This is a genomic window from Arthrobacter sp. 05L428 (assembly GCF_056397665.1).
Window position 1 is genome coordinate 255,375 of record NZ_JBFTNW010000001.1, and the last position, 11,843, is coordinate 267,217.

General features: G+C 68.9%; 12 protein-coding genes. 9 read left to right on the forward strand and 3 right to left on the reverse strand.

Features of this window, described 5'->3' with window-relative positions; all coding sequences use genetic code 11:
- Positions 1-7 precede the first annotated feature (7 nt).
- From AC1DH3_RS01230 to trxA, 3 genes are all read left to right on the forward strand, one after another.
- A complete protein-coding gene (locus tag AC1DH3_RS01230; RefSeq protein WP_476892079.1) occupies positions 8-736 on the forward strand; it encodes a Type 1 glutamine amidotransferase-like domain-containing protein in 729 nt (242 codons plus the stop codon).
- Between the two features lie 49 nt (positions 737-785).
- Positions 786-1,331: an acyl-CoA thioesterase gene (locus AC1DH3_RS01235; protein WP_441416957.1), complete on the forward strand. Its 546-nt coding sequence runs from the start codon at positions 786-788 to the stop codon at positions 1,329-1,331.
- A 79-nt stretch (positions 1,332-1,410) separates the two neighbouring features.
- The gene (trxA, locus tag AC1DH3_RS01240; RefSeq protein WP_175321340.1) at positions 1,411-1,818 is read left to right on the forward strand and encodes a thioredoxin; all 408 of its coding nucleotides are present in this window, start codon (positions 1,411-1,413) and stop codon (positions 1,816-1,818) included.
- 106 nt (positions 1,819-1,924) lie between these two features.
- Here the strand turns inward: trxA and AC1DH3_RS01245 are convergent, their stop codons facing one another.
- Positions 1,925-2,203, reverse strand: coding sequence for a putative quinol monooxygenase (locus AC1DH3_RS01245; protein WP_441416959.1), 279 nt, complete (start codon positions 2,201-2,203; stop codon positions 1,925-1,927).
- Positions 2,204-2,315: 112 nt separating this feature from the next.
- On the opposite strand from AC1DH3_RS01245, the gene AC1DH3_RS01250 reads away from it, so the two are divergent.
- Positions 2,316-3,992 carry an AMP-binding protein gene (locus AC1DH3_RS01250; RefSeq protein WP_476908430.1) on the forward strand — a complete coding sequence of 559 codons (1,677 nt, stop codon included), beginning with the start codon at positions 2,316-2,318 and terminating at the stop codon, positions 3,990-3,992.
- A gap of 76 nt (positions 3,993-4,068) precedes the next feature.
- On the forward strand, positions 4,069-4,989 hold the full coding sequence (locus tag AC1DH3_RS01255) for a hypothetical protein (RefSeq protein WP_476908431.1): 921 nt from the start codon (positions 4,069-4,071) through the stop codon (positions 4,987-4,989).
- Between the two features lie 80 nt (positions 4,990-5,069).
- Here the strand turns inward: AC1DH3_RS01255 and AC1DH3_RS01260 are convergent, their stop codons facing one another.
- On the reverse strand, positions 5,070-6,050 hold the full coding sequence (locus AC1DH3_RS01260) for a DNA-3-methyladenine glycosylase family protein (protein WP_441416962.1): 981 nt from the start codon (positions 6,048-6,050) through the stop codon (positions 5,070-5,072).
- Positions 6,051-6,164: 114 nt separating this feature from the next.
- Here AC1DH3_RS01260 and AC1DH3_RS01265 point away from each other — a divergent pair, with 114 nt between their 5' ends.
- Positions 6,165-6,662 (forward strand): VOC family protein, encoded by a 498-nt coding sequence (locus AC1DH3_RS01265; RefSeq protein ID WP_441416963.1) that lies wholly within the window; start codon positions 6,165-6,167, stop codon positions 6,660-6,662.
- 7 nt (positions 6,663-6,669) lie between these two features.
- Here AC1DH3_RS01265 and AC1DH3_RS01270 read toward each other — a convergent pair whose 3' ends face one another.
- On the reverse strand, positions 6,670-7,803 hold the full coding sequence (locus AC1DH3_RS01270) for an SLC13 family permease (RefSeq protein ID WP_476892291.1): 1,134 nt from the start codon (positions 7,801-7,803) through the stop codon (positions 6,670-6,672).
- A 131-nt stretch (positions 7,804-7,934) separates the two neighbouring features.
- Here AC1DH3_RS01270 and AC1DH3_RS01275 point away from each other — a divergent pair, with 131 nt between their 5' ends.
- From AC1DH3_RS01275 to AC1DH3_RS01285, 3 genes are read left to right on the forward strand one after another with little or no spacing between them, the layout of a single operon-like run.
- Entirely contained in the window at positions 7,935-9,320 is a 1,386-nt protein-coding gene (locus tag AC1DH3_RS01275; RefSeq protein WP_476908432.1) for a cystathionine beta-synthase, read from the forward strand.
- Positions 9,321-9,337: 17 nt separating this feature from the next.
- Positions 9,338-10,552 (forward strand): cystathionine gamma-synthase, encoded by a 1,215-nt coding sequence (locus tag AC1DH3_RS01280; protein WP_441416965.1) that lies wholly within the window; start codon positions 9,338-9,340, stop codon positions 10,550-10,552.
- 6 nt (positions 10,553-10,558) lie between these two features.
- Positions 10,559-11,836, forward strand: a complete 1,278-nt coding sequence (locus AC1DH3_RS01285) for a glycosyltransferase family 87 protein (RefSeq protein ID WP_476908433.1) — start codon at positions 10,559-10,561, stop codon at positions 11,834-11,836.
- Positions 11,837-11,843: the final 7 nt, after the last annotated feature.

The following is an 11,843-nucleotide window of genomic DNA, read 5'->3' on the forward strand; positions in this document are numbered from 1 at the left end:
GATACCCATGAGCATCATCCTGGTGGGCGGGGGCCCCGATACCGTCACCACCCCGGTTATCTTTGACCGCTTCGTCAAGGATGTCCGGAACCGCGGCGGGGGAAGCCGGCCTCCCCGGATCGTCGTCGTGCTGTTCGACCGCGAAGGCAGCTCGGAGTATTTCCTCCCCGCGTACCTGGAGCCGCTGCAGAGCCGCACGCCCTGCCAGCTGACACCGATCCTGCTGCGCTCCCACGAGCCGGCGGACCCGGGGGCGTTCGACGACGTCGACGGGATCCTCGTCGGAGGCGGCCCCGCCCCGGACTATCTGGCCGGCCTGCAGGCCTCGGCCGCGGCAATCCGGAAGGCGGTCGCTTCGGGCGTGCCTTATCTGGGGTTCTCCGCGGGGGCGATGATCGCGCCGCAGCGGGCGCTTGTGGGCGGATACCGGGTCCGGGGCATCGAGGTGTGCTCGGAGGAATGCTCCGAAGGCCTTGACGAACTCGACGTCCGCGACGGTCTGGGCCTGGTGCCGTTCGCCGTTGACGTCCATACCGCGCAGGCCGGAACCCTGAGCCGCGCGGTCGCGGCGGTGGCGGAGGGCCTGGTTGACCGGGCCGTGGCCGTGGACGAGAACACCGCGCTGGTGCTGCGCCACGCGGGCCTCGAGGACCTTGAGGTGCTCGGCACCGGGAACTGCTGGACCATCCGCGGCTCCGGCCGCAAGGCCACGGTGGCGGTGCTGTCCGCCGGCTGAGCGGCCGACCCTTCTTGGCACCTTTGTTACCCGCGGGTAACATAGTCCCATGCACCTGCTGCTCCGCACCCTCCTCCTGCTCATCAAGTCCGCCCGGCGCTCGCCGCTGAGCATCTGGGACACGTCCTCGCTGCCGCTCCGCGTGCTCCCGACAGACATCGACATCGCAATGCATGTCAATAACGGCATGTACCTCTCGCTGATGGACCTGGGCCGCTTCGACCTGATGGCACGCAGCGGGACCTGGAAGGCCATGCGCCGGCGCGGCTGGACGCCAGTGGTGGCGGGGGAGACGATCGCTTTCCGCCGCTCCCTGCAGCTCTGGCAGCAGTACACCATCGAGTCCAAGGTCATCGGCCTGGATGAGAAGGCCATCTACTTTGAGCAGCGCATGGTGGTCGACGGCGAAATCTACGCCCGCGCCCACATCGCCACCCGGCTGGTCAGCAAGGGCAAGCCGGTCAGCCAGGAAGAGATCATCCGCGAGTTCGGGGCGCCGCCGGCGGACCTGGAGCTGCCCGAATGGATCCACGAGTGGCGGGAAACGAACGCGCTGCCGGGCGCCCGCCGCCCCGCCCCGCACGTCTGGGCGTGACCTCCGCGCCGTGCCCGCCGGGATGTGCCATCAGCGAAACGCAGGGGACTTTCGCGGGCGGCTCGCGTACCGTTGACGCATGGCTACCGTAGACATTACAGGTGAACAGTTCGCATCGACCGTCGAGGACAACGACATTGTCCTCGTAGACTTCTGGGCCGAATGGTGCGGCCCGTGCAAGCAGTTTGGCCCCACGTACTCGGCCGTTTCGGAGAAGCACCCGGACGTGGTCTTCTCCAAGGTGGACACCGAAGCGGAGCAGCAGCTTGCCGCCGAGGCCGGTATCACCTCGATCCCCACGCTGATGGCCTTCCGCGAAAAGGTACTGGTGTTCTCCCAGCCCGGTGCGCTGAACGCCCAGCAGCTGGAGCAGGTGGTCGACGCCGTCAAGGCCCTCGACATGGAGGAGGTCCACGCGCACGTGGCCCGTTCCCAGGCCGAGGCCGCCGCAACCCAGCAGGACGGCAGCCAGATTCCGGATATCTAAGCCGGACTGCCGCAACAAACAACAACGCGGGGTCACTTCGCGCCCATCCCTTGAGGGATTACCGGCGCGAGGTGACCCCGCGTTTGTGTTCGGAGGCGGGGCGGGCTTAGAGCTTTTCCAGCTTGACCGGCTCGGCCAGCAAAGCGCTCAGGGACTCGTTCAGGTCCTGGACCGCGGTGCCCTTGGAGTGCTTGTCCAGGTCTGCCTGGGAAGCCCACTGCTCGGTCAGAACCAGCTTGTCCTCGCTCGCCTCGGTCAGCTCATAGCGGATGCAACCGGGTTCGTTGACGACCTCGTCGATCGCGATTTCGAGGGCAAGCTTCACGCGGAAGAATTCGCCCTCGTTGGGAATAAAAGTGGCCTGCAGGTCAATGGGTGCGCTCATGGGTTTTACCCTACCGGGCGGCCGACCCGGCGTCGGAAGATGTCCTGAAGATTTCCTAGGACTTCCACGCTTTGCCCTTCTCTTGCCGGCGGCCTGTTGGTAGCGTCACACCATGCTTGCGTACACAGCCGGGGACACTGACGTCCCGCTGATCGATGAAACCATCGGCGACCACTTTGAGCGGATCGTCGCCCGGTTCCCGTACCACGACGCGCTGATCGAGGCCGCGGCGGTTCCCGGCGGGGAGGCCCGGCGGTGGAGCTACACCAAGATGAACGACGACGTCGACCGGCTGGCCCGCGCGCTGCTGGCGCTCGGCGTCGCCAAGGGAGACCGGATCGGAATCTGGAGCCCGAACTGCGCCGAATGGACCATTCTGCAGTACGCCACAGCGAAGATCGGGGCGATCCTGGTCAACGTCAATCCGGCGTACCGCAGCCACGAGCTGGAGTTTGTCGTCAAGCAGAACGGCATGCGGATGCTGGTGGCGGCGCCGTCGGACCGGAACAGCGACTACACGGTGATGGCCCGGCAGGCGCTGGCGGAATGTCCCGAGTTGCGCGAAGTCGTGTTCCTGCCCGATTCCGGCCAGCCCGGCCTCACCGCCGGGGTCCCGGAAAGTGAGGCGGAGCGGACATTCGCCGAGCTGCTGAGGCGGGCCGACGACGTCGCGCACTCCGGCTTGAAGGCGCGGATGGCCGAACTGGACCCGCACGACGCGATCAACCTGCAGTACACCTCCGGCACCACCGGTTTTCCCAAGGGCGCCACCCTGACCCACCACAACCTGCTCAACAATGGCTTCGCCATCGGCGAGCTGCTGGCTTACACCGAGCACGACCGGGTGGTGCTGCCGGTGCCGTTCTACCACTGCTTCGGAATGGTGATCGGCAACCTGGCCGCCTTCAGCCACGGCGCCGCCACCATCATTCCGGGCCGCGGGTTCACGCCGGCCGCCGCGCTGGAGGCAGTGCAGGACTTCGGCGGAACGTCGCTCTATGGCGTGCCGACCATGTTCATCGCCGAACTCGCGCTGCCGGACTTCGCCTCCTACGACCTCTCGACGCTGCGCACCGGCGTCATGGCCGGGTCGCTGTGCCCCATCGAGGTCATGAACCGGGTGATCTCGGAAATGAACATGCGCGACGTGGCCATTTGCTACGGCATGACCGAGACCTCTCCGGTCTCCACCATGACCCGCGACGGGGACACCATGGCCCAGCGCACGCAGACCGTCGGCCGCACCATGCCGCAGCTGGAGAACCGGATCGTGGACCCCGTGACCGGGGAGGTGCTGCAGCGCGGCGAGATCGGCGAGTTGTGCACCCGCGGGTACTCCGTGATGCAGGGCTACTGGAACCAGCCGGACAAGACGGCCGAGGCGATCGACGCCGAAGGCTGGATGCATACCGGCGACCTGGCGCGCATGGATGAGGACGGCTACCTGGTGATCGAGGGCCGGATCAAGGACATGGTGATCCGCGGCGGCGAGAACGTCTACCCGCGCGAGATCGAGGAGTTTCTCTACACGCACCCGGATATCCAGGACGTTCAGGTGATCGGTGTCCCTGACGCCACGTACGGTGAGGAACTGATGGCGTGCGTGATCCTCAAGCCCGGAGCCGGCAGGCTGGACGCCGCGGGGCTGGCGGAATTCTGCCGGGGCAAGCTGGCGCACTACAAGATCCCGCGCTACGTGGACGTCCGGGAAAGTTTCCCGATGACCGTGTCCGGCAAGATCCGCAAGGTGGACATGCGCCAGGAAGCCGTGGCCAGGCTGCATCTTTGACCCCGCGATGCTTCGAGTTAGGCAGGCCTGTGGATAACTCAGGCAGCGAGCCTAATCCGCGGCCACAATGGTGCCCATGGTCCGCATTGTGCCGCTCCCCGAAAGTCTCTTCCAGACGCCGTTCACGGTCTACGAATCCCGTGCGGCCGGCGTTACGTCCAAGCGACTCCGGGCGAAGGACCTGTCCGACGGCGGCCGTCTCATCTATCTGCCGGCCGGCAGGCACCTGGAGATCTTCGAACGTGCCCGGGTACTCAGCGCAGCCACGCCCGGCGCCTGGGTGTCCCACGAGACCGCCGCCGTGCTCACCCGGCTCGGGCTGCCGCCGTGGCTGGGCGGGTGTTCCACCATCCACCTCAGCAAGCCGCACGAACTGCCTCGCGTCCGCCGGGCCGGGGTTACGGGACACCGCGTGCGGTGTATCCCCGGCGAGCTGACCGACGTCGACGGCGTCCCTGTGACGGCACCGCCGCGGACCTGGCTGGATCTCGCCTCGGGCCTGCCTCTCAACTACCTCATCGCCCTGGGCGACCAGATCATTCGGATACCCCGGCCTGGCCTGGAACAGCGCTCAGAGCCCTACGCGTACAAGGACGGACTGCGGCTACTCATCCGCCAGCATCCCAACATGAAGGGCGTCGAGAAAGCCCGGCTGGCCCTGGACGAGATGCGGGTGGGGGCGGATTCGTTCCCGGAGACCTTTCTGCGGCTGGCGCTGATGGACGCGCGATTACCGGAGCCGGAGCTTCAGATCAGGCTGGACCCTGACGACCGGCGCTCGCCGGCCGCAGACCTGGGCTACCGGAGGTACCGCATCGCCATCCAGTACGAGGGCGCCCACCACCTCACCCGGGAACAACAATCCAGGGACATCCGGCGGGACGAAGCGTTCCGCGGCGCTGGCTGGGCGTACTTCAAGGCCAACGCCGATGACCTCGCCGATGGCTTCGAAGCCGTCGTTGGCCGGATCAAGAAGACCCGGCTCCGCTCGGTCTAACGCAACGCGGGGTCAGATCGCGCCTATAAAGGCGCCCCGGATGGGCCGGATGTGACCCCGCGTTGCTTCAGCGGCGCCGGTCAGTGGCCGCGGTGGTCCTGGATGGTCATCCGCGGCCCGAAAACCGGCTTGCGGAACCCGCTGAGGCCGATCATGCGCACCACCCGCTGGCGGTGCCCGGCCCAGGGCGCCAGCAGCCTCAACATCCCGGCGTCGTCGGTCCGCCGCCCGGTCAGGGCCGCGCCGACGTAGGCCGCGAGGTGGTAGTCGCCCACCGCGATCGAGTCCGGACAGCCGTGCGTGCGCTGCACCACCTCGGCCGCCGTCCAGACGCCGATCCCGGGAAGGGTCTGCAGCTTCGCGGCCGCTTCGGCCGCCGGCAGCGCCGCCAGCCGTTCCAGCGCGGCCGCGGAACGCAGCGCCCGCATGACGGTGTCCGATCGTTGCGGGCCGACTCCGGCCTTGTGCCATTCCCAGGACGGGATGCGCAGCCACTGCTCGGGCGTGGGCTGGACCAGGAGGTTGGCGGGGGCCACGGTGCCGGCGCCGGGCGCCGCTGTCCCGAAGCGGTACATCAGGTAGCGGTAGCCGCGGCGTGCCTCGATCACCGTGACCTTCTGCTCGAGCACCGTAGGCACCAGGGAATCGATCATCCGCCCGGTGGCCGGCAGCCGGAGGGCGGGGTTGCGGCGTCGTGCGTCGACAACCATCCGGGGGAGCGTGGCGTGGAAGCCGGGTTCGTCGAAGGCCGTCCAGTCGTCGTCGCGTCCCAGCATTCGCGGAACGGCCTCGATCGCCGCGGCTGCCCCGGGCCCCCAGGCGCGCGCCTCGATCCAGGGCGCGGCCGCCGGACCCGCGGACGCCAGGCGCAGCGTGGCCGGACCGGCCGCCGTCGTGAACGCCATCCAGAAGCCGTCCGCAGTGACCCGGATGGACGGATCGCCGTGGCCCCGGCGGAGCGTGCCGAGGGTCTGCAGGAGATCGAACGGGCCGCCCGGGTGCCACCGCAGCGAGGCGTCCGCCGCGGCGGGCACGCCGGCGGGGAGCTCTGCGGTGGTCACTCGAATATGTTCCCACGCCCGGCCGACGGCGGGCACATCCGGGCTGTTGGGCGGAGGGATGCGCGCAACCGGACGGCCCTTATCCGCGGCCCCGGACGGGACTAGACTCCGGCTGTGGCCCGGACTTCCCGCGCCCGCCCCGGGATCGGATCCCTTGATGGTCAGGAGAGTGTGATGGCTGGTGGAGTGGTGCACTTCGAGCTTCCCGCGGACGACGAGAACCGTGCGCGTGAGTTTTACAGTTCGGTGTTCGGCTGGGGTTTCCAGGTCATGCCGGAGATGGAATACAGCCTGGCGCTGACCACCCCGATGGACGAGGAGGGCCGGCCCGCGGTCTCCGGGTCGATCAACGGCGGCCTGTTCCGCCGCGGCGAGCTCACCGCCCCGGTGGTGACCGTCGACGTCGACGACATCGACGCCGCCTTGGAGCAGATCGTGGCCCGGGGCGGTTCGGTGCAGCGGGCAAAGATGGAGGTGCCGGGGTCCGGTTGGAACGCGTATTTCACGGACACCGAGGGCAACGTAGTGGGGCTGTGGCAGAACGCCGCGCCCGCGGCACCGGCTCCGGCCGGCGGCAGCGGCGAAACCGCCGGAAACGACATCGGGGCCTGACCCGCGCCTAGTGCATGCCGCTGGCCAGCCAGAGGGCCACGACCGCGAGGGGAACCGTGAGGACGACGGCGGCGAGGCCGGCCAGCGCGAAGCCGCCCCAGCGGATCTCGACGTTGAGGGCCCGCAGGCGCTCGTGCCAGAGCAGGGTCGCCAGGGACGCCCAGGGGCTCACCAGCGGGCCAAGGTTCACGCCGATCAGGAGGGCCGCGAGCCTCACCGGCGAGCCGCCCGCCGGTTCCAGCGCGAGGTAGGCCGGCAGGTTGTTGACGGTGTTCGCGGCTCCCACGCCGAGCCCCGCCAGTTGGAGCAGCGCGGGAAGGCTCTCCCCGGACCCGGCGACGCCCGCCAGGACCTTGGTCAGGCCGTTGGCGTGCAACGCCTCGACCACCATGAACAGGCCGACGGTGAGCATAAGCGGCCGCCACGGGACCATGGCCCAGCGGAGGGCCGAGCGGCGCCGCCACAGGAACAGCCCCAGGAGGACCGCGGCCGCGGCAGCGGCGGGAATCTGTACCGGCACTCCGGACACCAGGGCCGGGAGCAGGAGCAGCATCACGCCAGCCGAGGCGTACAGCAGCACCTTGTCACGCACCCGGTGGACCGGCTGGGGGCCGTAGCGGCCCCGCAGATCCTTCCGGAAGGCCAGCCAGAGCAGAGCCAGGGGGAGCAGGATCCCAACCAGCGCGGGGGCCCAGACCAGCGAGGCGAAGGCGGCCGGGCTGAGACCCAGCCGGGACTGGGCCAGCAGGTTGGTCAGGTTGGACACCGGCAGCAGCAGCGAGGCCGTGTTCGCGAGCCAGATGGTAGTCAGCGCGAAGGGCAGCGGCGGGATCCGGGCGTGGACGGCCAGAAGTACGACGACGGGCGTGACCAGCACCGCCGTCGTATCCAGCGACAGGAACACGGTGGAGACCGTTGCCAGCGCGATCACCAGCAGCCAGAGCAGCAGCACGCTGCCCCGGCCCAGTGCGGCCAGTCGGTCCGTGACGGCCCGGAACAGCCCGGCGTCATCCACCAGTTCCGTCACCAGGGACATGGCCACCACGAAGCCCAGTACGGGCACCGTGCGGCCGGTGAGCTCCTCGAATGCGGGCCAGGGCAACAGCCCGGTGCCCAGCACCGCCACCCCGGCGAGGAGCATCCCGCCGGGGACGAGGTAGCTCCTCAGCGTCTTCAACCAGGTCCTTCGCTTCACTGCCTTATCGTCGCACCCGGACCGCGGCGCCGGCGACGCGACGTGCCCGCCGTCCCGGAGACGGTAACTTTGTACCTATGAAGTACGCCCAGTCCGTCCTGGACCTCATCGGCAACACGCCGCTCGTCAAACTCAATCACGTGACCGACGGCATCGCCGCCACGGTCCTGGTGAAGCTGGAATACCTGAACCCCGGCGGTTCGATCAAGGACCGCATCGCCGCCAAGATGGTCGAAGAGGCCGAACGCAGCGGCAAGCTCCAGCCCGGCGGGACCATCGTGGAGCCCACGTCCGGCAACACGGGTGTGGGCCTGGCGCTCGTGGCGCAGCAGAAGGGCTACCGCTGCATCTTCGTGGTCCCGGACAAGGTCGGCGAAGACAAGCGCGCCGTGCTGCAGGCCTACGGCGCCGAAGTGGTGGTTACCCCCACCGCCGTCGCGCCGGACAGCCCGCAGAGCTACTACGGCGTCTCGGACCGCCTGGTCACTGAAATCCCGGGCGCCTACAAGCCGGACCAGTTCTCCAACCCGGCCGCGCCGGCCAGCCACTACGAGTCGACCGGCCCGGAGATCTGGGAGGACACGGACGGCAAAGTCACGCACTGCGTGATCGGCGCCGGCACCGGCGGCACCATCACCGGCACCGGCCGCTACCTCAAGGAAGTCTCCGCGGACCGGCCCGAGGCCGACGGCGGCGTGGTCAAGATCATCGGCGCCGACCCGGCCGGTTCGGTCTACTCCGGCGGCACCGGCCGGCCGTACTTCGTCGAGGGCGTCGGCGAGGACATGTGGCCCGCCAACTACGACAAGGCCGTTCCGGATGAGGTCATAGCCGTCAGCGACGCCGAGTCCTTCGCCATGACCCGCCGCCTGGCCCGGGAAGAGGGCCTGCTGGTGGGCGGTTCCTCCGGCATGGCCGTCGTCGCCGCGCTGCAGGCCGCCAAGGACCTGCCTGCCGACGCCGTCGTCGTGGTGATCCTGCCCGATTCGGGCCGGGGCTACCTGGCGAAGATCTTCAACGACCAGTGGATGCGCTCCTACGGCTTCCTCGCCGGCGGCGATGAAGCCTCGGTGGGAGAAGTGCTCAAGTCCAAGACCGGCGAGCTGCCGGACCTGGTGCATATCCACCCGAACGAGAGCGTGCGGGACGTCATCAACATCATGAACGAGTACGGCGTCTCCCACATCCCGGTGCTGTCCCAGGAACCGCCGGTCGTGATGGGCGAGGTGCTCGGAGCCGTCGACGAGCGCACCCTGACCGCCAAGCTCTTCCGCGGCGAGGCGAACCTCACCGACAAGATCTCCGAACACATGGAGGCACGGCTGCCCGTGATCGGTTCGCTCGAATCGATCTCGACGGCCCGCGAACTCCTCTCCGACACCGACACCCTGATGGTGACGTTCGTCGGCGCTCCGGTGGGGATCCTGACCCGCCACGACCTCCTCGCCTACCTCAGCAACTGACCAGTTCAAGGAGTCCCATGTCCCAGCCAGAAAGCTCTTCCACGGCCAACGCCGGCTTCAACACCCGGGCCGTGCACGCCGGCCAGGCCTTCGAGCCGCGCACCGGCGCCGTGGTGCCCCCGGTGCACTTCTCCTCCACCTATGCGCAGGACGGGATCGGCGGCCTCCGGGCAGGCTACGAATACGGCCGCGGCACCAATCCCACCCGCGACGCCCTGCAGGAGCAGCTCGCCGCGCTGGAGGGCGGCGCAGCGGCGTTCTCCTTCAGCTCCGGCCTGGCCGCCGAGGATTCCATGATCCGCGCCCTCACCCGGCCCGGAGACCACATCGTGCTCGGCAACGATGCCTACGGCGGGACGTACCGGCTGATCAGTCGCGTCCTGGGCGAGTGGGGGATCGGCAACACCCCGGTGGACATGTCCGATCTTGACGCCGTCGCGAAGGCCGTCGCCGCAGGCGGATCGAACGGCGGCGCGGCCGGCGGCAAGACCCGGCTGGTCTGGGTGGAGACGCCGTCGAACCCGATGATGAAGATCACCGACATCGAGGCGCTCGCCAAGGTGGCGCACGACGCCGGCGCCCTCCTCGTGGTGGACAACACCTTCGCCTCGCCGTACCTGCAGAACCCGCTGGCCCTCGGCGCCGACGTCGTGGTGCACTCCACCACCAAGTACATCGGCGGGCACTCCGACGTCGTCGGCGGCGCGATCATCGTCAACGACCCCGAGCTGGCCGAGAAGATCGGCTTCGTGCAGTTCGCCGTCGGCGCCGTGTCCGGGCCGATGGACGCGTTCCTCACCACCCGAGGGCTCAAGACGCTCGGCGTGCGGATGGACCGGCACAGCGACAACGCCCAGGCCGTGGCCGAATGGCTGCTGCAGCGCCCCGAGGTGGAGGCCGTGCTGTACCCGGGCCTGCCCTCCCACCCGGGCCACGAACTGGCAAAGAAGCAGATGAAGAAGTTCGGCGGGATGATCTCCGTGCAGTTCAAGGGCGGCGAGGCCGCGGCACGCAAGGTGGCCGAATCCACCTCCGTGTTCACGCTGGCGGAATCCCTGGGCGGCATCGAATCGCTGATGAACTACCCCTCCGAGATGACCCACGCCTCGGTCAAGGGCACCGAACTGGCAGTCCCGGAGAACCTGATCCGGCTCTCCTGCGGCATCGAGGACGTCGAGGACCTGATTGCGGACCTCGAGCAGGCTTTCGCGCGCATTGAGACGGGCAGCTAGCCTCCGGTGACCAGCACTTCCAGGGCAGCCAGCTCCACCACCCGCGGCTGGATCGCGACGGCGGCCGGCGCGGCCGCCGTCGTCGCCGCCCTGGTGGTGCTGTACTCGGCCTACATCCCGCTGCTGAACGACTTCGAGGTCTATTTCTACGGCGGAAACCGGGTGCTGCAGACCGGCGAAGCCGGCGTGAACGAGCTCTACGCCCCGCGCGACGGGCTTCCGTTCACCTACCCGCCGTTCGCCGCGCTGATCTTCGCCGCCCTCGCCACCCTGGGCCAAAGCGCCGGCGGCTTTGTCTTCACTGCCACCGCGCTGCTCGGCGCAGCCGTCGTGTCCGCCTGGCTGACCCGGCACTACTTCGGGCTGGGCCGCTGGCGCGACGCCGTCGCGGACTGGCGGTTCCGGGCCGTCGCCTTGGCCGGCACCGCGGCGATCCTGCTGATGGGCCCGTGGCGGGATACCTTCGACTTCGGCCAGATCAACATCATCCTGATGGGCCTGATCCTGGCCGACTTCGCACTCTACGGAAAATCCCGGGCCGGCGAGTTCCGTTGGCCGGCGGGCCTGCTGATCGGGATCGCGGCCGGGATCAAGCTGACCCCGCTCGCCTTCGGCCTATACTTCCTGGTCCGCCGCGACTTCAAGGCCCTGGGCTGGATGGCCGCGGGGTTCTTCGGCTCGATCGCGCTGGCCTGGGCCATGCTGCCCACCGCTTCGGTGACGTTCTGGACCAAGATCCTGCCGGACACCGGACGGATCGGTGGGCCGGCCTACGTGGACAACCTCTCGGTCAAGGGCCTGCTGCTGCACTTGGGGATGCCGGATTCGTCCCTGACCTCCGTGGTCTGGCTGGTGCTCGCGCTGGGCCTCGCCGCCGTCGCCGCGCTGGTGATCAAGTGGGCGGTTGACGCGGAGGAGAACTTCGTGGCGGTGTCCGCCACCGCGCTGCTGATGCTGCTGATCAGCCCGGTGTCCTGGTCCCACCACTGGGTCTGGATGGCCGTGGCGCTGCCGTGCATGGGGTTCGCCATCCACCGAGTCCCCTCGCGTGACGGCAAAATGCGGCTGGCCGGCTGGATCATCGTCGCCGCCTCCGCCGTCGTCTTCTACCTCACCCCCAAGTACCTCGCGGTGATGGCCGGGGCACACGAGTGGGGCAAGGATCCCACTACGCAGTGGCAGCTCACGGTCGCCAGCCTCGGCGTGGTCTGCGGGATGGCGATGCTGGTGTACTGGGCGCTGGCCTACCGGCCGTCCCGCGCCGGGCTCCGGCCGTACCTCTAGGTCCCGG